This window comes from Mesorhizobium sp. WSM4976 (assembly GCF_029625685.1).
Classification (GTDB): Bacteria; Pseudomonadota; Alphaproteobacteria; order Rhizobiales; family Rhizobiaceae; genus Mesorhizobium.
Genome location: NZ_JARTVT010000005.1, coordinates 257151 through 281278 on the forward strand (window position 1 = coordinate 257151; position 24128 = coordinate 281278).

Consider the following 24128-nt stretch of genomic DNA (forward strand, 5'->3'; position numbering starts at 1 on the left):
TACTCCTGCGCCCGCTCGCGAGCGGCGTGCCGACAGGCGTAAGCGGGCAAGCTCGGGACTAAGGCCGCGGTGTCCTAAATCGACCCGGCCACGAGGGCGCGTTCAGATCAATGATTTTATTGAGTTCTTCGTAGGCAAGAATCAAAAAATCTTCCCGCACCGTGTGCCGAGATCGCAGCTATCAAGGAGGTGGCAACAGCAAGGGTGGCGAACTGGCGGCGGCTCATGGTCATTCTCGGAGTTGGATCAGTTGAGGGTCGGGGAACGCGGCGCCACCCAGCCAAACATCGTGCGCGCAAAGACACTGCCCAGGAGGACGAGCATTGCGGCCATGCCAACATTCATGATCAGAATCATGATGGTCGCGTCGATGGGGTGGATTAGCGACAGCGCCGTGGCGGTGATGGCCGCGATCGACAGGCTGCCCATGATCGTCACGATGCGCGGTTGCAGCAACGCCGAATGGCGCAGCATGACCAGCATAGCGAGAGACAGCGGCAGGCTCGTAAGAACGATCGTCGCGAAGCACCGGGCGGTTTCGCCGAAGGTCACGCCTTGCGGCCCGATGCTCACCCATTGTGTGAGGCATTGATAGCCGATGTTCGACAGCCAAAGGCAAAGCGTCGGAATCGGCAACAGCAGCCACAGCCGCGAGCGATCCGGCAAGCTCAGCGCGAAGGCGGCGATCGCCGAGAGAATTCCGGTTGCGAGCGAAGCCGCCATTCCCATCACGAATGAAGGCTCGCGCAGACACTGTGCCAGGTCGAAGCGGAGACCTTGGCTGATGACCAGCAGGAACGGGACCATCGTGGCCAGCAGAAGCCAGGTTGCTGCGCGAGCTACCGATGGCCGAAGCCGTTTGACGGGCTTTACGTCGCTCGCCAAACCGGCAATGAGATCATCAGTTTTCACGACTCTCGTCTCCTTTGAGGATCGCCTTGCGCAGGCTTGCGATGGCGCGATGCGTTGCCACCTTTAGTGACCCAATGGAAATCCCTGTGGCCGCCTGGAAGGCACCACCAATCTAAGTAACTGCAGAAGCAGAAGTACGGGTCTAAGACGCCGGCTAGGGCCGAAAGTAGTCCGACGATTCTGGGCGCGAAAAATCAAAAAGCTGACATTCGGGTTGGTTGGGCATTGTCGTCACAATGACTTGAAGCGGCCATTCGCACTTTGGTTCTGAGGTCGATCAGTTCGTCAGCGGAGGTATGTAGCAGCCACCTGCTACCAGCTGCCCAATATTTTGTGCTAGCCAACGAACGAATGGCGAACCTCACCGAGGTCGTGTAGGGTCAGAAAAGAAGACGCGACCCCGACACAAACGGCGGGGTGAATCTGGGAGGATTCATGGTCGACATCATCTCCAAGCGGGATGGCCCGAGGCGCGAGGACGTTCAGGTCAAGCGACTGATCGAACAGAACCGCTCGACGATAGTGCGCCTTGCCGACCAGATCAGCGGCGGCGGTTATTCGGCGTCGAGAAAACCCCGCCAGAAGCCGGAAGCCGAAGGACTGATCATCCATGTTGGCGGTGGTTCGCCAGTCGCCGCCGAAGCGGAGCCATCCATCCGGGTCAGCATCAACGGCCGGGTGGTCTCGGTGGACCGGAACACAGGCCGCCAACTCCATCATATCGGCGATATCCGGAACCGGGGCGGCGAACAGGTCTTTGTCCTGGCAACGAAACAGAATGGCTTCTTCTCGCCGGTCGATGAAACCGTCGCACGGGCGCTTGCCTGCCTGGATGGATCCCTGCTCACGGCTACCTACACCGAAGAGCAGCTTGCCGCCGACATCGGAGTGAAACTCGGCATCGCCTAGCGTATCTTGCGAAGATCGTAGCGGGCGCTTAGCTCGCGAAACTGCAGCCCGACAGCGTACAGAAATACCGTGCCCCCAAGGTTCTGTGATGACTGAATGAAACGCGGGATCGATACCAACCAGATGAAGACCGGTGGCCTTCCGACGCGCGCGCCGATAGCCGCAGGACAGCTGGCACTGGATACCACAGACTATGACGAGCGCGCCACCATGCGCGCCTGGGAAAACTTCCTATCCGACGCGCCAAAATGCGCGCGCGATCCGGTCCAGGTCCGCTCGCTGATCCACGAATCCTGGTACCGGAGCGCCACTGGCGGGATCAACGCGCAAGGCGTCGAGGCCCCCCTCAACAGCAATCGTGACGAGATCGAGTATCTGACCCGCGCCAACGCCGAGCTGCTTTCGGCGGCGCGGCGGCCCTTCGCCTCTCTGGGCCCGTTGCTGGAAGGGACCGGAGCGATGCTGGTGCTCGCCGACAGTGATGGCGTGCTGATCGAAGCCATCGGCGACAAGAAGACCCTGCATGATGGCATGGACATTCATCTAGCCATCGGCGGCAAATGGAATGAGGGCGCTGTCGGGACCAACGGGATCGGCACCGCGCTCTGGACCGGCGAACCGATCTTCGTCCACGCGGCCGAGCATTTCTGCGCTGGCATCAAAGGCTGGACCTGCGCCGGCGCGCCGATCCGCGACCCATTGGATGGAAAGATTATCGGCGTCGTTGACCTGTCAGGCTATTCGCCGATCTTCCGGCCCCACAATACCGCACTTGTCGCCGCCACTGCCAGGCAGATTGAAAAGGCATTGGCCGAGCAGCAGCAGGAACAGCGCACCCGCTTGCTCGAAGCCTTCATTTCGTCGGCGCCCGGTTATCGCGGCAAGGACGGTCTGGTGATCGTCGATCACCGTGGCCGAACGATCTTCTGCAACAACGTGCCCAATGGCGAAACCACCGAGGTGACGGATGGGCCGATCGAGCCGGGTCGCGGTCGTTGGCTCATGAACCTGCCAGCGTCCGGCTCGGACAGCGATCTCGCCGAGGCACTCCCGGCGCATCTGCGGTCCTGCCACATCACGCCACTGAAACTGGACGGGAATCTCAGCGGCGCGGCTCTGGTGTTCCCTGCCGCGCCGGTGGTTTCGGGTGTGGCGGTGATCAGCCGGGAGACAAACAAACCGTTGCAGGCAGCAACGTCGATGATCGTCGGTGAGAGCGAGAAGCTGCTGGCCGCCATCGATGTCGCCTCCCGCGTGGCTCGGTCGAGGGGCGTGACGTCGCTGCTGATAGAAGGCGAAACCGGCGTCGGCAAGGAGTTGTTCGCGCGGCTTGTCCATGCCGGCAGTCGGCGTACGGACAACGACCCGTTCGTCGCGTTGAATTGCGGCGCCATCACCAAGGAGCTGTTCGGCAGCGAGCTGTTCGGCCATGTGGCTGGCGCCTTTACCGGCGCCTCGCGTGAGGGCAAGGCGGGCGTCTTCGAGCAGGCCAACGGCGGCGTGCTCAGCCTCGACGAAATTGGAGAGTTGCCGCTCGATATCCAGCCGTTCCTGTTGCGCGTGCTGGAAGAGCGTGTCGTTCACCGCATCGGTGACAGCAGGGGGCGGCCGGTGGACGTCCGGCTGGTCGCCTCGACCAATCGCGATCTCAAGCAGGAAGTCGCGGCCGGGCGCTTTCGCAGCGACCTCTATTACCGCATCGGCGCCGTCTCGATCCGCGTCCCCGCCTTGCGCGAACGCGGCGAGGACGTGCTGTTGCTGGTCGAGCATTTCAATCGCCATATCGCGGACAAGGCCGGCAGCGATCCGCTGCGGTTTTCAAGCCGCGCGCTCGACGCGCTGCTGGCCTATCGCTGGCCGGGCAATGTGCGCGAGCTGAAGAACCTGATGGAGCGCCTGCATATCCTGGCGCGCAACAGCGCCATAGGCCTTGAGGATCTCCCGTGGGAAATCACCGCCGGCAATCACAACGGCGCGACGGCGTACAGCGACAATCCCACAGCCATGCTCGAGGCGCCGGTGTGCACGTTCGAGGATGGCGAGCGCCAGGCTATCAGGAACGCCCTTGCCGCCGAGAATGGAAATCTCAGCAAGGTTGCCCTGAGGCTCGGCATTTCGCGGCCAACGCTCTACCGCAAACTCGATCAATACGGCATCCGACGCGGATTCGTCTGAGCGGCGGCAAAAGAACCCGTAGCATTCGCGCCACGGGTTCGAGGGAACTCAGTCAACTAAGGGCATTGGATTGACCATCGATCAGGCGAGTTGCGGAGCCGGCTCGCCGGCGCCGATCACGCCAGCGCGCAGCGCGAATCCGGCCGCGGCGGCGCCAAGGCAAGGCGCGACGATATACAGCCAGAGCTGCGACAGCGCCGCCCCGCCGGCGAACAGGGCTGGACCTAGCGAGCGGGCCGGGTTGACGGACGATCCGGACACAGCGATGCCGGCAAGATGGATCATGACCAGCGTGAGCCCAATCGCCAGTCCGGCCAGGGGACCTGCTCCGCCTTCGCCGGTCGCGCGAAGGATGACGACCAGAAAAAGGAAGGCGGCGACTGCCTCGAACAGGAAGGCCGATGTCGCCGAATAGGCCGACCAGCCGTTCTGGGCAAAGCCATTGGCGGCGACGTCGTAGCCACCGCCCTTCCCTTCCACGATCACATAAAGGACGGCCGATGCGAAGATCGCTCCCAGACATTGCGCGACGACATAGCCGATCAGATCGCCGGATTTCATCCGGCCGGAAACAAACACGCCGAGGCTCACCGCCGGATTGAGATGCGCGCCCGAAATCGGCCCGATCGAGTAGGCCATCGCCACCACCGACAGGCCGAAGGCCATGGCGACGCCGAGCAGGCCGACCTCGGAGCGCATGAAAAGAACCGTTGCGCAGCCGAAGAAGACCAGCGCGAAGGTTCCGACGAATTCACAGATGTATTTGTTCATATTTTCTCTCCCTCTGGATGATGATGGGGACCGGGCGCCGCACCGGTCTGCGCGGCGTTCGGTCCAGGCGTTTCACGGCACGATGACGCCGCGGCCGGTGAACCGCCGGTTCTTGAAATCGTCGAGCGCTGCGTTGATGCTGGCGAGGTTGTATTCGGTGTAATGCATCTTCACCTTGCCATCGGCGTTGAGTTCCATCAGTTCGACGAGCTCGGTGAAATTGCCGACTAGGCTGCCGCCGATGTTGATCTCCTCGATAACCAGATGCGCGGTCGGCACGTTGACCGAGCCGCCATAGCCGACGACGAACAGCTGGCCGCCCTTGCGCACCATCTTCCAGCAGATGTTCTCGACGCCGAGCTCGCCGACGAAGTCGATGACCACATGAGCGCCACCGCTGGTGATCGCCTTCACCTCGTCGACGACATTCGGCCCGCCGTCGAGAACAAAATCGGCGCCGAGGTCCTTTGCCAGCACGCGCGCCGCCGGCTCCCGGTCGACGGCAATGATGCGGCAACCGGAAATAGCATGCAGCGATTGCAGCGCGATGTGGCCGAGCCCGCCTATGCCGAGCAGGACGCAATAGCTGCCTGGCCGCAAAAGCTTCGCGGCGCGTTTGGCTGCCCGGTAGGCGGTGATGCCAGCATCGGCCAGCGGCGCCACTTCGATTGGCGTGACATTGGCATTCAGCTTGATCAGCGAGCGCTCGCTGGTGATGAAGTATTCAGCGAAGCCGCCATTCATGCCCAGGCCTGGAAACTGTCCGTTATCGCAGTACATGTCCTCGCCGTGCCGGCAGTTGAGACAGATGCCGCAGGAGCGGAAGGGATGGCAGATCACGGCGTCGCCGCGCTTGACCGACCTGACGCCGCTGCCGACCTCCTCGACCCAGCCGGCATTTTCATGACCCATGATATAGGGCAGCAGCGTGCCCTCGGGGTCCATGGTCGGCTTCCACACCCCTTCGATGATGTGCAGGTCGGTGCGGCAGAGGCCGGCGGCGCCGACCCGCACGATCACCTCGTCGGGGGCGGTGATCGTCGGCGCCTTGACCTCCTCGATCTTGAGCTTCACGTTCATTTTCGGATCGTATTCGTAAAGTCTGGCAGCTTTCATCGTCGTATCCTCTCAAGTCCGGAAATTGGTTCAGGCGCGGCCGAGCTTTTCCGCGCCACCGCCGAGCGCCGGGCCGGCCGTCGGGTCCTCATCCTCGGCGAGATCGCCGATCAAGGTTTCAGTGGTCAGGATCAGCGTCGCGACCGAAGCCGCATTGGCGAGCGCCGTATAGGTGACGCGAACAGGGTCGATGATCCCGGCTTCGAACATGTTCTGGTAATTGCCGGCGGATGCGTTGTAGCCGTAGCCGCCGTTGATACGCGTCACTTCGCACACCACGGCGTCGGGATCGGCGCCGGCATTGGCGGCGATGCGCCATAGTGGCCGTGTCAGCACCGAGCGGACCAGACGCACACCTTCGGCGACATCGCCCTCGACACTGGTCGCCACCTTGTCGAGCAGCGGCGCGATCTGGGCCAACGCCGAGCCGCCGCCGGCGACCACGCCCTCCTCGGACGCCGCGCGCACCGCATTCAGCGAATCCTCGATCAGCTGTATGGTCCGCTTCTGCTCGACCGGCGTGACGCCGCCGGCATAGAGGATGGCGGTGCCGCCCGAGAGCTTGGCCAGGCGCTCGCGCAGCTTGTCCTGTTCAATGTTCGGCGGCGCGGCTTCATATTGGCGCTGCACCTGGGCCCGCCGCGAGGCGATCGCGTCATGGTCGCCGCCACCGCGAATGATCGATGTGTAGGACGAGCTGGTCCTCACCCGCTCGGCGGTCCCAAGATCATCGACCGTGATGTCCTCCAACCGGCCGCCTAGGTCGCGGGCAATCACACGGCCACCGGTGATGATCGCCAGATCCTCCATCATCGCCTTGCGCCAATGGCCGTATTCCGGCGGATGGACGACGAGGTATTTGCCGGGCCCTTGCTTGCCGAGCAGCGTCACCACGACTTCCGGCGACACTTCCTCGGACACGATCAGCAGCGGCCGCCCGGCGTCGTCTGCGATGCGGCGCGCAGCCTCGAGTGCCATCGGTTCCTTGATCTTGAGATCGGTCATCAGGATGAACGGCCGCTCGAGCACGGCCTCCATCTTCTCCTGGTCGGTGACCATGTGATGCGAGAGGTAGCCTCGATCGAAGGACATGCCCTCGACGACGTCGAGCGTGGTCTCGGTGGTCACGCTGAAGTCCGTGGTGATGACGCCTTCCGCCCCAACGCGCTGATGCGCTTCCGCCACAAGCGCGCCAAGCCTCGCGTCGGTCGCGGCGATGTTGGCGACCGAGGCGAGGATACCATTGCCCTTGGCAGGCCTGGCGGATGCCTTGAGGGCCGAAACCACCGCCCCTACGGCAAGCTCGATGCCCTTGCACAGATCGACGGATTTCGCGCCGCGTTCGTTTGCCTCGACACCGCCCTGGATCAGCGCATTGGCGAGCACGATGGCAGTCGTCGTGCCGTCGCCCGCCACTTCGTTCGTCTGCATCGAGACTTCGCGGACCACTTGCGCGCCCATGTTCTCGAAGCGATCGTGGAGTTCGATCTCGGAAGCGATGCTGACGCCGTCGCGCGTCACCATCGGCGTGCCAATCGGCCGGTCGATCATGGCGTTCATGCCTTTGGGCCCGAGCGTCGGCTCGACGGCCGTCGCCAGCCTGAAGACGCCTCGGGCAAGAGCTCGGCGGGCCTCTGAATTGTGAAGCATGATTTTGGGCATGACTCCTCCTTCCTCCTTACGGGCGGTTTGTTGGTTAGGGGCCTCGTGCGGGGGAGGCCGTTGCTTTCGTTTCTGCTTAGGTGACCGGCGCGTTTCGCGCGGGCACGCGGTCCATGATGAAATCGACCAGCGTCGGTTCGCCGTCGACCACGTCCAGTTCCTTGTACCGGGTCTGCTTGAGCCCACGGCAAAGCGCGCCGTTGAACTCCATGTTGACGCGCACGCCGCGCAGTTCGGCGAGATAGGCGCTGAGCGCATCGGGCGGTATGTGCCGCTCTTCCCATGTCACGAAGACAGGACCATCCGTCCTGCGGTCGGGAAAGCGCTCAAGCAGAGCCGCCCTGTACCTGGGCTTCTGTTTGGCGGCTTCGCCCGGTTCTAACCGCGCGACGTCGTATGCCGGCAGGTCCATTCCGACGATTTCCCGGTCCGTCAGGCCGTATTGCCGCAGGCCGCACAAAACCGCTTCCTGGCGCCGTTTGAATGCCTTTATCCTGAAAGTTTCACGCACGGCGCCGAGATCCGTGTCCGCGGCCAGCTCAGCGAATATGTCGCCGAATGTCTTGCCGGCCTCGATGCCACGATTGACCTCGTCGGCGAACATATGGTCGTGCAGTTTGACGCCATAGGCCGGTGACCAGGAGAGCCGGTCGAGCGCGGTACGCACACCGTCGAGCATGAGGAAGGCGAAGTTGGGCGAGCACCAGTAGGTCGGCAGGCGGAAATCGACCTCCACGCTGCCGTCATCCTTCACCTCGGCCCGCTCGACGAAGCCCATCTCGGTGATGGGTTCGTCGAGTTCCGGGTCGTTGACCTCACCAAGGCGCCGCCAGAGTTCCTTCTCGCGGCTGTCGGAAACGCTGGCGGTTGCCATGGTTCCTACTCCGCCGCGATGCTGAAGGGCGAGCTTGCGAGCGCCTTCTTCTTGGCATCGATGTCGATGTTGTAGAGGCGCGCGGCGTTCAGGCCGAGGATCTTCTCCTTGATCTCGTCGGTCAGTTGCACACCACGCTCCACGGCGATGTCCTGAGGAATCTGATAGGCCCAGAATTTCTCGACAAGCCAGCGGGGCGTCCAGATCGCGTAATCGGAGCCGAACAAGATCTTCTCCGGCCCTACCCAGAACAGCAATTCAGCGATGACCTCGCCGAAATAACGCGGGCGCGAATGGATGAAGGGCAATGCCACGGCCAGGCCGCCATAGACGTTGGTTTCCTGCGTCGCGATCCAGCAGAAATCGTCGAGGCGCGGCAGCCCGCAATGCTCGACGATCCAGTTTAGGGCCTGGAAATCCGTCGCCGCATGGTCGACGTCATGCACGTCGAAGGCATCCTTGCTGAGCGGGATGATCGTCGGGCCCTTGTGGACGTGGATGTTCCTGATGCCGAGCTTGTCGCACAGCTCGAAGCACCTGTAGGCATCAGGATCGGTGAGCGTCCAGCCCTTGGAGACGCCATTCCACTCGGCCGTGTACATCTTCACGCCCTTGATGTCGTAAGTCTCCTTCATGAAATGGATGTATTCGAGCGCCTTCTCGCCATCGCGCGGATCGAAGGCGCCGTTGACGATGAACCGCTCCGGATAGCGTTTGGCCACCTCCGCGTTGCGCTCGATCGTGTTGAAGCCGTTCTTGTAGAAATCCTTCAGGTAGGTCGACTGGACGATCGCCACGTCGTCGGGACCGTCGATGAACAGATCGCGGTAGAGATCGTCGGCGCTGTATTTTTCGAACTTGCCCTTCTCCCAGAGCTGATCTTTCGGGCTCAGCCCGGTGTGATAGGCATAGAAGCAGTCGATGAACTGCTTGCCGTGGATGTTCTTCTGGTTTTCCGGGCTGCCGTCCCAGAAATGGGTGTGGCCGTCGACCACGAAGATGTCCTTGCCTTCAGGTGTCGTATACATTTTCTTGCCTCCGCAATCGTCGTGTTGATGAGGGCCGGCGCGCCGAAACCGGCGGCGCGCCGGGGCTTTCTCAGATGTACTCGAAGACCTCGTCCATGTTGCCGAACAGGATCACGGTGTTGTCGTCGATGCGCACCATGCGGCCGTAGTGGGTGGAGGTGTTGACCTCGAAGATCTCCGCGGTCATCTCGCGGCCGAGATATTCGCTGATCTCGTCCATCTTGAAGATCAGCTTGCCGCTGCCGTCGATGCGGATCATGGCCGGCTGATAGGTGACGATGACTCCAGGCTTCTTGCCCATGAATTCGGCGATGGCGCGGGCCTCGACCGAGTCGTTCATGGTGACACCGCACTGGTGCGAGATCGTCTGCTCAAAAGTGATGTCCTTCATCGACTTGAAGATGTTGGACTGCGAGGCGTCGCGTGCTGCTACTGACATGATCTTCTCTCCCTGTTCAGCGCTTGAGGCCGAGTTCACCGAGGATCCGGCCGATCCGTTCCTCGGATTGGGCGCGAACGTCGGTGAAGGAAACCGGCTTGGAATGTGGCATCGACCAGATCGGCTGCAGGCCGGTGGCTGCCTTGTCGGCGAGCGCGCCGTGCTTGTTCGCCCAGCCCTGGAACAGCTTCCTGTTTGCCGCGCCATGCTTCTCGTCGTTGGCGAGCAGGTAGATCAGGTCGATGGTGTTGGCGAGGTTGCGCTCGTAGTCGGCTTCAGCCGCCGAGATCACCGGCGGCGTGATGAAGTCGTGGTTGGCCGCTGCCGCCTGCATCAGGAAGCCGGAGCGGAACAACTCGCCGACCAGCGGCTCGAACACGATGTTGATGGCGAAGTACTGCTCGAGATAGTCGCTCGTGCCCATGATGGTCTCGACCGCCTCGCGGGCGCCCTGCCACGCGCCGTCCTCGAGCCAGTGCTTCTTGCCGAGCTCGTCGTCCCAGCCGGCGATGTCCATGCCGATCTCGGCGAGATAGAGCGTGATGTCCTGGGCGAGCCTCAGCTTGTAGGAAGAGTTGGTCAGCGTCGCATTGTTAATCATCTGCGTGTAGCCGTAGCGCTGCGCCTGCATGAGCGACGTGCCCAGGCCGAACTCGGCATGCTTCCATGCTCCGAGATGCGCCTGCAGGAGCTTGGCCCAGACCTTGTCGAACGTCTTCGGCGCGCCGGCACGGCGGGCGTTGGTAATGACGCTCTGCACCATCGTCTCGATCTTCGACTGACGCTGGTAATGCGTGCGTTCCCACTCCTGGTCAGGAGCGCGGAAGGCATGCCAGTTCGAGCTCTTGGCGGCCGTGTTGTCTTTGACATAGGCGCCTTTGCCGTCCGGGAAGTTGATGATCCAGTCCTGGATCAGGTAGCGCTCCGGGTCGGGCTGCACGTCGACCGTGACATCCTCGTAGTGGGTGGCGCGCTGACCTTTCGGATCGAAGTACCGATATTTGCGGCTGTCCGAATCGGCGAAGATCGCGGCGCCCGCGGCTCCCGATCCTACTGAACTCGACGTTGCTACCATTGTTTTCACTCCCTTTGTTGCAGTTGCTCTAAAGTCGGCGGCTCCGGCACGCCTCAATGGGCCGGGGTGGCGTTGGACGATGTGGTGAACCTGTCGAAGAAGATGCGTTCGGCCTCGAAGCCGTTCATGAACAGGACGGGCTGCAGCGCATCGATCATTGGCGGCGGGCCACAGGCGTAGACATCGCCCTGGCCGTCGACAGCGAGTTGCTTGAGCTTGGCGTCGACGCTCTGGTGCACGAAGCCGCGCTCGCCGTCCCAGGCTTCGCCGTTGACGTGCGAGAGAACGGGGATGAAGTTCAGCTCCGGGTGTCGGCCGGCGAGCTCGGCGATCCTGTCGAGATAAAACAGGTCGCCCGGCGTCCGCGCACCGTAGAAGAAATAGACGTCCCGCTTCTCGCCGCTCTTCAGGTGATCGTTGAGGATCGACCAGACCGGCGACATGCCGGAACCGGCGCCGACCAGGATCAGGGGGCCTTGCCGTTCTTCCCGCCGGAAGCAGGTTCCATAGGGTCCGACGACCGCGACCTCGGCTCCGACGCGAATTCCTCCGGAATCGAGTTCTCCGGAGAATTTTCCTTCGGGATACTTCTTGATGATGAAGGAGAGCTTTTGCGTTTGGTCCGGCGTATTTGCCATGGAGAACGAGCGCGTAATCGTCTCCCCTTTTTGCGTAGTGACCGTGATGTCGACATATTGCCCAGCCCAGAATTTTATCGGCGAGCCGAGTTCGATCTCGATGCCGCGAATGTCGTGGGTCAGATGCTCGAATTTCGAGATGCGGCCTTTGAACGTCTTCACCGCGATCGATTTCGCCAGAACCTCCTCGTCGTAGTTGAGGAGCTCGACCTGCATGTCGGAATAGGCGATCGACCGGCACAACAGGACGTGGCCGCTCTCCTTCTCCATGTCGTTGAGCGCGAAGGTCGAATATTTCAGCATGTCGACTTCGCCTTCGAGCAACACGCATTTGCAGGCCGAGCATTGCCCTTCCTTGCAGCCATGCGGCAGCGCGATACCCTGGCGGAATGCTGCGTTCAGCACCGTCTCGCCGTTTTCGACCTCGAACTCGACGCCGACCGGTTCCAGCCGCACCGTGTGAGCACCAGTCATCGATAACCTCCCAATTCTTCTCCGTTCCCCGCCCTTGCGGGCGGGAAGTGGCCTTCCTCTGGATGGAGCGGGGGGTCGGGGACCCGCCCCCCGCGCACCGATGGTCAGTTGAACGGCGTGATGGTGAAGCCCGCCCGATACTCGGCCAGGTGCTTCTCGCGGTCCGCCGGCGACATGCCGCGAAGCGCCTTGAGCGGCGATCCGAGGACGTTGCCGCGCACGTCGTCGAGCGTCCACTGCTCGTCGGCGCCGAAGCGCAGATGCGGCTGTGGGATCAGCGTCTTGCCGTCGGAACGGACGAAGTTGAGATCCTTGATCGCGTCGGCGAGATCCCAGCCGTCATAGAGCGTCTCCCATTCGCGCTTGCCGCTGAAGCGGCCCATTGCGGGCGTCGGACGGCCCTGATACTCGTCGGCGAAGGCTTCGACGGCGGTCCAGCGGTCGAGCTCGTGAGCGAAGGTGTGCAGCTGCCCGTCGATCTCGTCGACCACCATGTCCTCGCGGATCAGGCAGGGCACCAGGCAGGACCAGCAGCGGTGCGGATAGACGTAGCCGACATCGCTGTTGAACAGCAGCACCTTCTCGCCCTTGTGGCTGAGCTTGGCGTACCATTTCCAGAAGTCGCCGAACTCGGCGTACCAGCCCGGATATTTGTGCTCGAACCACTCGAAGTCCTTGTCGGTCTGCGCCTCGATGCGCCAGAAGTTGACCGGCCAGCCGACCGCGAAGAACTGGCCGACCTTGTGGACGTAGTTCTTCTTGGTGATGCGCTCCCAGGCGGCCTGCACATCGTCGTGGTGAACCTTGATGCCGTACTTCTCAAGCGGCAGCATGTAGGTGCGATAGTAGTCTTCGTAGATCCAGCGGTGCCACATCTCCGCGTAGGATTCCTTGTTCTTGTCTCGATTGGTGGTGCCGTATTCGATGAAGGTGCCGATGGCGGCGTCAACGATGGCGTGGTTCTGCCAGAAGGCATAGCGCAGGTCGCGTTCCAGCAGCAGGTGGTTCTCCGGCTCTTTCAGCGCGGCCATCAGCAGCGAATGGCCGTTGCCGATGTGGCGGCTCTCGTCGGACTGCACCGACAGGAACACGGTCGGCAGCGCATAGTCACCGTTGCGGGCGGCCTCGGAGGGCATGGCAACGAAGAGCGTGTTGGTGAAGGCGGTCTCGGCGACGACGGTCAGGTACATGCAGGCAGCCGTCATCGTATCGCCGGTGATAAAGCCTTCGCCGAACTGGCGGCCGATCGTGGTCGCGTAGCACTTGCCGAAGGCTTCCTCGGTGATGTCGAAACCGGCCGGGTCGATGTAGTTCTCCATGTACCACTTCTTCAGATTCATCTGGATGGTGGAGTGGCGGAACTCGTCGACCATCTGCATGGTGAAGCCGGTTCTGAGGTCCTCGCCAGGCGCCAGTCGCGCCACCATCGCCATCGAGCGAGCGGCGGAAATTTCCGGGAAAGGAATGATGGCGAGGAAAAGCTTCATCCACTCCACCCAGCGCGGCTCGACATTGCGGAACATATCGCCGCGAAGGGCGGCATCGAGCGCGCCGTAGACGCGATTGTCCTTTTCCTCCTGCATGGGGAAATAGGAGCGCAGCACCTGCTTCATCGGATCGCGCGGCGCCTTGGCGATCTTGTAGTCGGTCGGAAACGTCATTGCTTCCTGGACATAGGTCGGATTCCAACCGAGGTCGGAAATCTTCTTGGTTGCCTCGCCCACGGAAATACCGCGCTGCGAGGTAATCTTGTTAAGCGTCAACGACGACATCGTCATAAGCCTCCACCAGGTTGAGCCAAGGATCCCTCGATCCACGGCATGAGACGGCACACAAGGCCGCCAGTGAGTTGGCGAACGGCACGACAAAGGGTTGCGCCTTCAGGCGCGACACAGGGTCCGGCCGTTCAAGTGGATCGCGGCAAAGGTTTTCGGGGATCTGCGGGAGCTGCGACACGCGATGGGCGTGTCGAAGCGCGTATCCTGCTGCTTCCTCCGGTCCTTCGTTCTTTTGGCACCGCGTCGGAGCGCGATGGGCTTCTTATGCCAATGGTGAAGCAAGCGTCGTGCCAAGTTGAAAATTAGGACCCATGACCAATGCTGAGCCGGGATCGCAACTAGATCCATCCAGCAAACGTCGAGTAACTGTAACGATATTTTACAGTTGTATGTTACAGATGTAATATTTTATATTTTTTTGTGCATTGCGGAATATAATGTTAGCAGTCGCGATATAAATAAAATAAATCATCCTCTATTCATTTCAATCATTTCACACATTATTTGAGAGCAGATTGCGGGCAAGACGCAAAGCCGGGAAAACACGATGCCGAGCGACAACGACAGCCCAGACCTTCCCCAGCCAAACCAGCCGGACGACGTGAGCGCCGAACTCGTCAGGTTGATGCCGCGCGATCTCGTTTTTGTCATGCGCTTCATGGGCGAGAGCCAGCACCGCCTACAGGGCCACTTCCAGGATTTCATCCGGGCAGAGCTTGCCGCCCGCGGCGTGACAGCCGAAACGCATCCGATGATCCATCTGTTCATTGAGAGCCACGCGATCCTGTTGCGCGACTTCGTGTTTTCCGGCGTTTCGCTGTCGCGCCAGTTCCGCGTTGAAGAAATCGAGCGCCTCACCGGCGACACGACATCCATGATCCGGGTGGACATCTGGGACCAGTTGAAGAGCCATATCGAGACCGCCGAAAAGCAGTTCCACGCCCAGGCCGGCGGTCTCTCGGGACTGTTGTCGGCATTCGAAAAGCCCGCGGAAGGACAGTGATGGCCGGCTCGGGAAAGGGACAAGCCTCAGCTCTCGCCGCGCTGGCCACTCGCCGGCTGGCCCTTGTCGGCGATGCCTCGGCGCTGACGGCCGAAGTACTACGGCTCAATCAGAAGCTTGCCGGTATCGAAATGGAAGTGCTGCGCCTGCAGCTCGAAATCGGGAGAGAGGGCGCCGGCATCCAACTGGTGCAGGATTTGCATAACGCTGAACAAAGCGCCGCGGCCGCGACGGAGGCATGCATGAAGATCGAGGAACGCATCATGGCAATCGAGGGCGAGATCGCAGATGTCGACCGCGCGCTTGCGAAGGCAACCAGCGGCAGTGAGGGAGAGGCGCCGTGAACCAGCAAACATCGCATAACCTGAGCCCGTTCGACCTGTTGGCGCGAAGCTGGCAGCGACCGGCGGCGGTTGCCGCCGCATGTTTCAGCGCCGATGCCTCTGCCGTCGCATTCACCTCCGTGGACGGAACCGTCGCTATCGGGCCGGTGGCTGATCAGGAGCCGCCGGAATCGAGGATCAGGGTAAGCGGCGACCTCGGACAAACGACGATCCGACCGCGCCAGAAGCCTCCGGCTCCGCTGATCGCCACCTCAACTCTGGGAGATGGTGACGTGCCGATCACGAGCTATCTTCGCTCCGGCTTCCTGGTTGGTGCGGCGACCGGCCGGGCGATGCATCTGGCGGCGGACGGCGAAGTCGCGGAGACACCCATTAACATCGACGGGCCGGTCGTCGCCATCGACCATAGTGCTGGAACAGCCACGACCGCCATCACCAATGGGCATGACGTCTTCCTGTCCCGCGCCCATGATGATGTGGTGAAGCTGCGGCAAGCAGGGCCCTCATCGACGCACACGATTGCCTTCTCGCCGGACGGGAAGCGACTTGCCTTCGATTCCGGCAAGGGAGTGTCGATCTGGACGGTCGATGCCGATCTGGCGCCGATAGGCGAATTTTCGACGCCGGCAGGCGCGACGTCGCTCCGCTGGAGCGGTGACGGTTCATGGCTGGCATGTGGACTTGAGACCGGAGGCTTTGTTCTTGCCTGTCCGGCAAATGGTCAAACGGCCATCGTCGGCGGATTTCCCTCGCCGGTCCGGACGGTATGCTGGAGCCGGCCGGCGAATGCGCTGTTTGCGTCGGGCGCTTTCCGTATCGCCGGCTGGTCGATGGCTGCCCCGCCGCTTCATGACGCGGCTTCCGGCGCGCTTGAGACAGGTCGCCCTGGGCTGGTTCCTGTCGAGACGGTGGCAGCGCACCCGGAGAGGAAAATCATTGCCGCAGGTTATGCCAATGGCCGCGTCGCTGTCGGCCAGATCGGATCGCGCGACGAACTTGTGGTGAAGCTCTCTGGCAGCGCGATCACCGCACTGGCCTGGTCCGGTGATGGGCAGCATCTGGCTGCAGGGATGGTGGATGGCACCGCTGCGATCATCACCTTCCCGGCGCTGCTTTTCAAATAGCCGCGGGCCCGCCCAAAACAGGAGGATGGAATGCAAACCGAACTCACAGCCGAAGAAAAAAGCAAGGACGAATTGTTCGAACGGCTCGCCAAACTGTCGGAAGAGATGGTAGCCAAGCACGGCAAGGATTTCAGCATGGGAGCGTTGGTGCTGGCTGCCCGGTGGATTGCCGAAAATCGGGCGAGCCCTCTGACGACCAATTAATGCCGAGGCGCTCATGACCGGCGCTCCCTAGGTGCTCGGTCAGCACTCATCGAACGTTTCCCAGGGCGCAGCCGCGCCATTCAGGTGAAACCGCAACAAAATCGTCGACACGATCAAAGCGGTTTGTCGTCTCGAAAAGGAAAGTGCTCCGGGGCACCTGCTTTGCCAGCGTCCGCTTCCGGCGCGGCCACGGTCAGCGGCATCGTCACCCGCATGTCTGCTTCCGGGTGGAGGCAGCGTTTGCCTCTGCGGCTGACATGAAGGCGCAAGGCATCCGCCGCTCCACTCGGACATGGAGCCGCGTCTGGTTAGACTTCCGTGGCCTCGGCGAGTTCGAGAGCATCTTCTACGTCGACGCCGAGATATCGGACTGTGTTCTCGATTTTGGTGTGGCCCAGCAGAATCTGAACAGCGCGGAGGTTACCTGTTGTCTTGTAAATGATCGACGCTTTGGTACGCCGCAGCGAATGCGTTCCCTATTCCTTAGGTCGAAGTCCGATCGCCACAACCCATTCGTCTACGAGGCGGGCATACTGCCTCGTGCTCATGTGACGCTTTGGGTCGATCCTGCTCGGGAACGCATAATCGTCGACCGTGCCGCCGCTCCGATCTAGCCATACGAGAAGACTGGAGCGTGCATCGCTCATCAACCCGAACTGAACCGGTCGTCCTGTCTTCTGTTGCACTACCATCGCGAGGGTACGAATTTCCGGCCCGAGAACAAGGTTGCCGATTTTGATCTTGACGAGATCGCAGCCGCGCAACTTGCTGTCGATCGCCAAATCGAAGACCGCTCTGTCTCATAGACGCCGTTGCCGATCGAGAAAGAAGCGTATCGCCCATATCTGTCGAGGTTTCAGAGGGCGTTTCGTTCCGACCTTCTTGCCTGCATTCCATGCCGGCGATCGGAGGCGGTGAGATCGTAGCACGAGCGTTCGTTTCTCCTTCGGCATGATTGGCCACCGGAGAAAACGCCGGCAGACGGTTGAAGGGGCCGGTAGTTGACTGACGGCTTTCGGGAAGCGAGGGCGCTAATCGCCCTTCATTTCCACTTCCCGCCTTCAAATGATCTGACCGGTCTCAATTTAGATGCTGATGACCGAAAACTGGATCTCACAGGCGGCGAAAGACCTGGCCACCATACTGAAGAAGGCGCCAGCCGCCATCGAATTGCCATCCGAGATGCCCCAATTCGGAAGCCCTCCCGTCGCGCTTCTTCATAGGCTTGGCTGCCCCCCAGCCTGAGCAGAAAGCCTTCAAGATTAATGTAGCACAACGTCAACCTAAAAGACCCGCCAGACATTAGGGAATATTAGTTTCCGGCCTTCCGAGAACGCGGGTTGTAGCTGCGGCAGTCTTTCATGCGATACCGCAGCGGCTATCGGTGTTGGGAGATCGAGTCGTACGCCTCGTGACGCGCAAGCCGATGCTTGGCGAACAACCCTATAAATCATGGATAAATAACGATAATGGTGGGCCCGGAGGATGCCCTCAAATCATTGATTTCGCAATCTTTTTCGCGGGCACAGTCCAGACATCTTCCCGTACTTTCCGTATGGTTCCGCGAACCGTACCAGTCGGCAACCCTGTCCCGACGCAGCAAATAAAGGCGTACAAACCGGAAGCACCGAAATGTCTGCCATCGGAAGTGGTCTGTCAGCTTTCGGAGACCGGAATCTGCCATCAGATTTGTCGGGCGGCAGCCTCGCGGCAAACCCGAGAGGCGACCATGGTCAAATCTCAATTCCTTCCGCGGGGGCGTCGTCAACGTTCACGCCGAGGATCATGGCCCTCACCTCCAAGTGCATCAACTCACCAATCAGGCCAGCAGCATATCTCATCTGCCAGCTCGGCGCGCATGTCCAGGGGCTGCCGTTATCCCTTGAATGCCGGCAGTGTCAGGCCCTTGACGCCGACATCGAGCGCAAACAGTCCGCCCGGATGCTTCTGGCCGACGAAATGGCTTGCCGGCCGCCTGAGCACGGCGGAGGTGACATACAGGATGTCGAGGTCCTTGCCCCCGAACTCGCAGCAGGTCGGCAGGTCGGTCGGCAAAAGCACGGTCTGCATCAGCCTTCCCGTCGGATCGTAGCGGCAGACCTTGCTTGTCACCGGTATGGTCACCCAGTAGCAGCCTTCGGCGTCGACAGTGGCGCCGTCCGCCACGCCACCGGTAACCGCCATGTCTATGAAGCTGCGGCGGTTCTCGATATCGCCGGTGGCAGGATCGAAATCATACGCCCACACCGCGCCGGCATGGCTGTCGGAGAAATACATGGTCTTCGAATCCGGGCTCCAGGCGAGCCCGTTGGAGCAGCCGATGCCGTCGATCATCTTGTGCACCGAAAGATCGGGATCGAGCCGATACAGCGCGCCGATGAATTCGATCGGCTTGCCTGGCACCTCGAACATCGAGCCCGACCAGAAGCGGCCCTGCCGGTCCGGCTTGCCGTCGTTGAAGCGGGTGTTCGGCATATGCGCTTCCGGGTCGACGATCGCCTCGAATTTGCCGGTCGCCGGGTCGAAGAAATGGAAGCCGTCGGCCATGGTCAGCACCAGGCCGCCTTTCTCGCGCAGGCCGAGGCAGCCGAGATATTCCGGCGTCTCGAACACCTCGTCCTTGCCGGTCGTGGGATCGTAGCGGTGGATCAGCTTCTTCCAGATGTCGATCCACCACAGCACGCCAGCCTTGGGGTCCCAGAGCGTACCCTCGCCCAGCTCTGCCCCAGCATCGACGACGCATGTGATTTCGACCATATTCAAACCCTTCTGCCGCGAATTCTGCCGCCGAGCCCGGCGAAGGTCTCGCTGCCGATCGATACCGTGATCAGGATAACCGCGCCGTAGACGACGAGCAGCGCGCCGCTCGACAGGTTGAGCGCCGGCAACAGCCCGGTAAGGATGGTCAGCACCATGGCGCCCGCGACGGTGCCGAGATAATGCCCACTGCCGCCGAGGATCGAAGCGCCGCCGATGGCGACGGCCGCGATCGAGGTGAACAGATAGGCGTCGCCCATGCCGAGATAGGCCTGGCCGGAATAGCCGGTCAAAAGCATGCCAGCGAAAGCGGCGGTGAGGCCGGAGACGACATAGGTCAGGATGGTGGTGTGCGCGGTCGGCACGCCGGAGAATTCTGCGACGGTCGCGCTGGTTCCCAGAGCATAGAGATGACGCCCGAACGCCGCCTTGGAGAGCAGCAGCGTGGCCACCAGCGTCAGCGCAAGCCAGATCAGCGCGATGACCGGGAAGCCGCCGATGCGTCCGACCGAGAGGAACTGGATCAGCGCTGGCGCCGACGGCGTCGGCGAGCCACCGGTCAAAACCAGGATCAGGCCCTGCAGGATGACGTTGGTGGCCAAGGTCATGATGATCGGCGGCACGCCGAACTGGGCGACGCCGACGCCGTTGACGAGCCCGATGAAGGCGCCGCCGGCAAGCAGCAGCGGCATGACCCAGATCAGCGGCAGGTCCTGGCCGCCGCATAGCAGCGCCATGACGATCGCCGCGGAATTCAGCACCCAGGGCACCGAAAGGTCGATGCCGCCGCCGATGATGACGAAGGTCTGGCCGAGCGCGACGATGCCGACGAAGGCCGCCAGCACCACGGTTGAGCGCATGTTGGAGACCGAGAGGAAGCCCGGCGAGAACAGCGCCGTGACGAGCAGCAGCACGACCATGCCGGCATAGGCGAGCACGATGAGGCGGTTGCGGGCGAGGAAAGCGCTCATTGGACGCGGCTCCTCGCGGCCTTCTCGGCGACCGAGCTTGCCAGCACCGAAAGCAGCAGGATGACGCCGGACGCTACCGGCTGCCAATAGCTGGACACGTGCAGGACGAAGACCAGATTGCCGATGAGGGTGAGCACGAAGGCGCCGATCAGCGTGCCGGCCAGATGGCCGCGGCCGCCGAACAGGCTGACGCCGCCGATCACCGCGGCAGCCACGGAAGGCAGGATATAGTCCTTGCCGATGGTCGGCGAGCCGGCGCCGGTCTGTGTTATCAGGAACAGAGCCGCGCCCGCCGCTAACACGCCGGACAGGCCATAGGTGACGATGTTGACGCGGGTGATCGAAACGCCAGACAGGAAGGCCGATTTCTCATTGGAGCCGGAAGCCTGGATGGTGATGCCGACGCGCGTCGCCCGGAACCACCACCAGAACAGCAGCAGCGCCAGCAGCATCCAGACCGGGCTGGTCAGGCCGAGGAGTTGCGCGGAAGCGAAACCGACCCACCAGCCGGGGACGCTGCCGCCATCGGTCGGCAGGATGATCATGGCGAAGCCGTTGAGGATCGACCAGGTGGCGAGCGTCACCAGGAAGGGCTGCAGCTTGAGCAGCGAGATCAACAGCCCATTGAGCGCTCCGATGAGGAAACCGAGCGCCAGTATGGCCAGCGCCCAGAACGCCGTGGTCGAGGGATCGTCGGTGAAACGCGTCGCCGCGATCACCGTGCCGAGGCTGATCATGCCGCCGATCGACAGATCGATGCCGCCCCGCACCAGAACGATGGTCTGCCCAGTCGCCGCCAGCATCAGCGTCATCGCCGCAGCCGTGTCGAGATTGAGCTCGTCCAGGCTGAAGACACCGGACTGCAGGTTGCCATAGATGGCGACGATCAAGGCCAGCATCAGGCAAGCGACAAGGAACGGCGCACGGTCGAGCACGCGGCCACGCCAATCGATGCCTGGCTTGGAATCCTTGGTTTGCGCCGGCATTTGCGCCCTTTCCACAGTTTGCTCCGCGGACATCACCATGCCTCAGGCCGCCCTGGTTTCAAGCATGGCGGCGCGCAGGATCCCCTCTTCCGAAATGTTATCACCCTCCAGCGTCGCGGCGATCCGGCCGTTGCGCATGACCAGCACCCGGTCGGCGACATGGACGAGCTCGGGCATATCGCTCGAATGGAACAGGATGGCATAGCCCTTTGCGGCGAGATCACGCATCAGCTGGAAGATCTCGCCCTTGGTGCCGACATCGACGCCGCGTGTCGGATCGTAAAGCAGGAGCACGCGCGCTTCCGTCAGAAGCATCTTGCCGAAGATCACCTTCTGCTGGTTGCCTCCGGATAGGGTTCCGGCAAGCTGCTCCGGCGTGCCGGCCTTGATGCGCAGGAAATCGACCATCTCCTTGACCAAAGCCGCTTCCTTCTGCCGGCTGAGCAGGCCGTTCTCCGTGAAGCGCTTTATCACCGACAGCGTCAGGTTCTCGCGCACGCTCTTGGTCAACAGCAGGCCCTGGCCGCGCCGGTCTTCCGGCACCAGCGCGATGCCGTCCTTGCCGGTCAGCGCCTGACGCGGATTGCCGATCGCCGTTGGCCTGCCCCAAAGCTCGATCGCGCCGCTCGCCTTCGTGGCGCCGAACAGCGCCTGGAACAGCTCGCGCTGGCCGTGGCCCTGCAAGCCGCCGACGCCGAGCACCTCGCCCTCGCGAAGCGAGAAGTCCACACCTGAGAGACGGCTGCCGCTGGCGAGGTTTGCAACCTTCAGCGCGATGCGATCGGTCATGGTCGGCACACGCTCGGGATAGAGCCGGTCGAGATGCCGGCCGATCATCTGCGTGACGATCTCGTCGTCGGAGACGGCATTGGCCTCGTGCGCGGCAACGGTGCTGCCATTGCGGAAGATCGTCAGCCGGTCGGCGATGGCGCGAACCTCGGCCATGCGGTGCGAGATGAAGATGACCAGCCTGCCCTCCTCGGCCAACTGCCGGGTGAGCTTCAACAGCCATTCAGCCTCACGTGCCGGCAGCGCCGAAGTCGCCTCGTCGAGGATGAGGATGCGCGGGTCCTTGGCCAGGCCCTTGGCGATCTCGACGATCTGCCGTTCGGCGAGCGTCAGCCGTCGCAATTCCTGCTCGGGACGCAGCGTCGGGAAATCATATTTTTCAAGCAGCGCCAGCGTCCTACGGCGCATTTCCGAGCGGTTGACGGTGCCAAGCCATGTCCTCGGCTCGTGGCGGAACCAGATGTTCTGCTCGACGCTGAGATCGGGGATGAGCGATAGTTCCTGGAAGACGGCGGCGATGCCGCGCGCCTGCGCGTCATCCGGATTCGCCGGCCGATAATCCTGCCCGTCGACCAGGATGGTGCCGCCATCATGCTGCACCGCTCCCGACAGGATCTGGATGAAGGTGCTTTTGCCTGCGCCGTTTTCGCCGAGCAGCGCGTGCACCTCGCCCGCGCGCGCGCTGAATGTCGCTTCGCTCAGCGCGACGATGCCGCCATAGCGTTTGGACAGGCCGTTGACGCTGACGAGATCCATGGGCCGCCTTCTATCTCCTTGTTTTTCGCAATTCCGGACGGAAAACCGCCCGCACTTTTCCTGGAATTGCTCGAAAAGGTCTCCCGGCATCGCTCGATGCCGGGAGACAGGATCATGATTTAAGCTGTTACTTGCCGGCGGCTTCCGCGGCAGTGATCTCAACCCAGTCAGGCGTGATCGGCAGCGTCAGCCCGGGCGCCTGGTCGGGGAAGGCATTCTCGCCGACCGCGATCTTGATCATCTTGGTGCCCGGATAAAGTTTCGACTCGAAGGGATCGGTCGTCACGAAATCGCCCTTGACCGAGATCGAGCGCTCGGCCGGCTTCTTGCCGGTATCGAGAATGTCGACCGCAAGCTTGATCGCTTCCGAGGAGAGATAGGCGGGGTTCGAGCCGAGGATGCACTTGGCCCCTTGCGTCTGCGCGCAGGTGACGGCCGCGACATTGTAGGAGAAGCCGACGACCGGGACGATCGGCCGGCCGGCATCCTTCAGCGCCTGTATGGCGCCGGAGCCGTAGCCCTGAGTCATGATGCCATCGATCTTCGGATTGGCGGCAAGCAGCGCCGCGACACCGGACTGTTCCGGTCCGAGCGCGTAATTGCCGTTGTAATAGCCGACCACCTTGATGTCGGGATATTTGGCCAGCACCTTTTCATAGCCGCCCTGCAGCTGCGCCGAGATCGGCGCGCCGGCTAGGCCGCGGTCGAGGATGATGTTGCCCTTGCCACCGAGTTGCACGGCCATCCATTCGGCCATGACGGCGGGAATGCGGTTCCAGTCGGAAGCGACGGCATAGGCGCAAGGCTCGGTCACCACCTGATCGAAGCTGATGACGACGATGCCGGCGTCGCAGGCCTTCTTGATGGTGGGGTTGAGCGCCGTATCCGAACCGGCATCGACGAGGATAGCGTCCGGCTTCTGGCGGATGATGTTGTTCAGCGAGTTGATCTGCGCCTGTACGGTGTTCTCGACATTCTCGATCTTGAGGTCGACGCGGCCTTTCAGCGGTCCCTTGTTGACCGACACGGTGGCGACGCGCTCCATCTGCTGGCGCCAGTCATTGCCGACGAAATTGTTGGAGAGATAGATGGTGTAGGGCTTCTTGTCCTCGGCATGGCCAGCCTGAATGCCGACCGCCATCATGGTGGCGGCAAGCGCTGCGAGGCCGGTATAACGGCTCAATAACTTCATGGTTTTTCTCCTCCCGTTTCGTTTCAAAATCGTGGGGCCGCGCCGCCGCGCCCCCCACAGAAAAAAAACATAACAAGGCCACCAGTGGGGTGATCTACACCCCGCGTGTGGCTAAAGGCCCGCCAAAGCCCCCCCCCCCCACGGGGGACAC

General features: G+C 62.1%; 21 protein-coding genes and 1 pseudogene. 6 read left to right on the plus strand and 16 right to left on the minus strand.

From position 1 onward, the window contains the following. Positions 1-246 precede the first annotated feature (246 nt). The gene (locus P9272_RS08570; RefSeq protein WP_278160176.1) at positions 247-912 is read right to left on the minus strand and encodes a DUF1109 domain-containing protein; all 666 of its coding nucleotides are present in this window, start codon (positions 910-912) and stop codon (positions 247-249) included. 435 nt (positions 913-1347) lie between these two features. On the opposite strand from P9272_RS08570, the gene P9272_RS08575 reads away from it, so the two are divergent. Both P9272_RS08575 and P9272_RS08580 read left to right on the plus strand, forming a co-directional pair. Then, a complete protein-coding gene (locus P9272_RS08575) occupies positions 1348-1821 on the plus strand; it encodes a hypothetical protein (RefSeq protein ID WP_278160177.1) in 474 nt (157 codons plus the stop codon). 96 nt (positions 1822-1917) lie between these two features. Beyond that, on the plus strand, positions 1918-3996 hold the full coding sequence (locus P9272_RS08580; protein ID WP_278160178.1) for a sigma-54-dependent Fis family transcriptional regulator: 2079 nt from the start codon (positions 1918-1920) through the stop codon (positions 3994-3996). An 81-nt stretch (positions 3997-4077) separates the two neighbouring features. On the opposite strand, the gene P9272_RS08585 is transcribed toward P9272_RS08580, so the two are convergent. The 9 genes from P9272_RS08585 to P9272_RS08625 all read right to left on the minus strand — a co-directional run bounded on the left by P9272_RS08585 (position 4078) and on the right by P9272_RS08625 (position 13851). Then, positions 4078-4767, minus strand: a complete 690-nt coding sequence (locus P9272_RS08585) for an aquaporin (RefSeq protein ID WP_278160179.1) — start codon at positions 4765-4767, stop codon at positions 4078-4080. Between the two features lie 72 nt (positions 4768-4839). After that, positions 4840-5883 carry an NAD(P)-dependent alcohol dehydrogenase gene (locus P9272_RS08590; RefSeq protein ID WP_128256650.1) on the minus strand — a complete coding sequence of 348 codons (1044 nt, stop codon included), beginning with the start codon at positions 5881-5883 and terminating at the stop codon, positions 4840-4842. Between the two features lie 30 nt (positions 5884-5913). After that, on the minus strand, positions 5914-7545 hold the full coding sequence (locus P9272_RS08595; protein WP_278160180.1) for a molecular chaperone GroEL: 1632 nt from the start codon (positions 7543-7545) through the stop codon (positions 5914-5916). A gap of 76 nt (positions 7546-7621) precedes the next feature. Continuing rightward, on the minus strand, positions 7622-8419 hold the full coding sequence (locus P9272_RS08600; protein WP_278160182.1) for an iron-sulfur cluster assembly protein: 798 nt from the start codon (positions 8417-8419) through the stop codon (positions 7622-7624). Between the two features lie 5 nt (positions 8420-8424). Further along, a complete protein-coding gene (locus P9272_RS08605; protein ID WP_278160183.1) occupies positions 8425-9447 on the minus strand; it encodes an amidohydrolase family protein in 1023 nt (340 codons plus the stop codon). Between the two features lie 70 nt (positions 9448-9517). Continuing rightward, positions 9518-9886 carry an MmoB/DmpM family protein gene (locus tag P9272_RS08610; protein ID WP_128256654.1) on the minus strand — a complete coding sequence of 123 codons (369 nt, stop codon included), beginning with the start codon at positions 9884-9886 and terminating at the stop codon, positions 9518-9520. Positions 9887-9902: 16 nt separating this feature from the next. Beyond that, a complete protein-coding gene (locus tag P9272_RS08615) occupies positions 9903-10961 on the minus strand; it encodes an aromatic/alkene monooxygenase hydroxylase subunit beta (RefSeq protein WP_278160184.1) in 1059 nt (352 codons plus the stop codon). Between the two features lie 53 nt (positions 10962-11014). After that, a complete protein-coding gene (locus P9272_RS08620) occupies positions 11015-12073 on the minus strand; it encodes a 2Fe-2S iron-sulfur cluster binding domain-containing protein (protein WP_278160185.1) in 1059 nt (352 codons plus the stop codon). A 104-nt stretch (positions 12074-12177) separates the two neighbouring features. Beyond that, complete coding sequence (locus P9272_RS08625; RefSeq protein WP_208648384.1) at positions 12178-13851, minus strand: aromatic/alkene/methane monooxygenase hydroxylase/oxygenase subunit alpha; 1674 nt, start codon at positions 13849-13851, stop codon at positions 12178-12180. A 547-nt stretch (positions 13852-14398) separates the two neighbouring features. Here P9272_RS08625 and P9272_RS08630 point away from each other — a divergent pair. Genes P9272_RS08630 through P9272_RS08645 form a run of 4 tightly spaced genes read left to right on the plus strand, consistent with a single transcriptional unit; the run spans position 14399 to position 16526 of the window. Beyond that, a complete protein-coding gene (locus P9272_RS08630; RefSeq protein WP_278160186.1) occupies positions 14399-14854 on the plus strand; it encodes a hypothetical protein in 456 nt (151 codons plus the stop codon). Beyond that, a complete protein-coding gene (locus tag P9272_RS08635; RefSeq protein ID WP_128256659.1) occupies positions 14854-15198 on the plus strand; it encodes a hypothetical protein in 345 nt (114 codons plus the stop codon). Before P9272_RS08630 ends, P9272_RS08635 begins: the two co-directional genes overlap by 1 nt. Next, positions 15195-16322 carry a WD40 repeat domain-containing protein gene (locus tag P9272_RS08640; RefSeq protein ID WP_278160187.1) on the plus strand — a complete coding sequence of 376 codons (1128 nt, stop codon included), beginning with the start codon at positions 15195-15197 and terminating at the stop codon, positions 16320-16322. The genes P9272_RS08635 and P9272_RS08640 overlap by 4 nt, the downstream gene beginning before the upstream one ends. 30 nt (positions 16323-16352) lie before the next feature. After that, positions 16353-16526 (plus strand): hypothetical protein, encoded by a 174-nt coding sequence (locus tag P9272_RS08645; RefSeq protein WP_278160188.1) that lies wholly within the window; start codon positions 16353-16355, stop codon positions 16524-16526. A gap of 308 nt (positions 16527-16834) precedes the next feature. Here P9272_RS08645 and P9272_RS08650 read toward each other — a convergent pair. The 6 genes and pseudogenes from P9272_RS08650 to P9272_RS08675 all read right to left on the minus strand — a co-directional run bounded on the left by P9272_RS08650 (position 16835) and on the right by P9272_RS08675 (position 23977). Beyond that, positions 16835-17479 (minus strand): annotated as a pseudogene (locus P9272_RS08650) (tyrosine-type recombinase/integrase). A gap of 922 nt (positions 17480-18401) precedes the next feature. After that, positions 18402-19283, minus strand: coding sequence for an SMP-30/gluconolactonase/LRE family protein (locus P9272_RS08655; protein ID WP_278160189.1), 882 nt, complete (start codon positions 19281-19283; stop codon positions 18402-18404). 2 nt (positions 19284-19285) lie between these two features. Further along, positions 19286-20254: an ABC transporter permease gene (locus tag P9272_RS08660; RefSeq protein WP_278160190.1), complete on the minus strand. Its 969-nt coding sequence runs from the start codon at positions 20252-20254 to the stop codon at positions 19286-19288. Next, complete coding sequence (locus tag P9272_RS08665; protein WP_278160191.1) at positions 20251-21240, minus strand: ABC transporter permease; 990 nt, start codon at positions 21238-21240, stop codon at positions 20251-20253. The genes P9272_RS08660 and P9272_RS08665 overlap by 4 nt, the downstream gene beginning before the upstream one ends. 42 nt (positions 21241-21282) lie before the next feature. Continuing rightward, positions 21283-22785: a sugar ABC transporter ATP-binding protein gene (locus P9272_RS08670; RefSeq protein WP_278160192.1), complete on the minus strand. Its 1503-nt coding sequence runs from the start codon at positions 22783-22785 to the stop codon at positions 21283-21285. Positions 22786-22912: 127 nt separating this feature from the next. Continuing rightward, the gene (locus P9272_RS08675; RefSeq protein ID WP_278160193.1) at positions 22913-23977 is read right to left on the minus strand and encodes a sugar ABC transporter substrate-binding protein; all 1065 of its coding nucleotides are present in this window, start codon (positions 23975-23977) and stop codon (positions 22913-22915) included. Positions 23978-24128 lie beyond the last annotated feature (151 nt).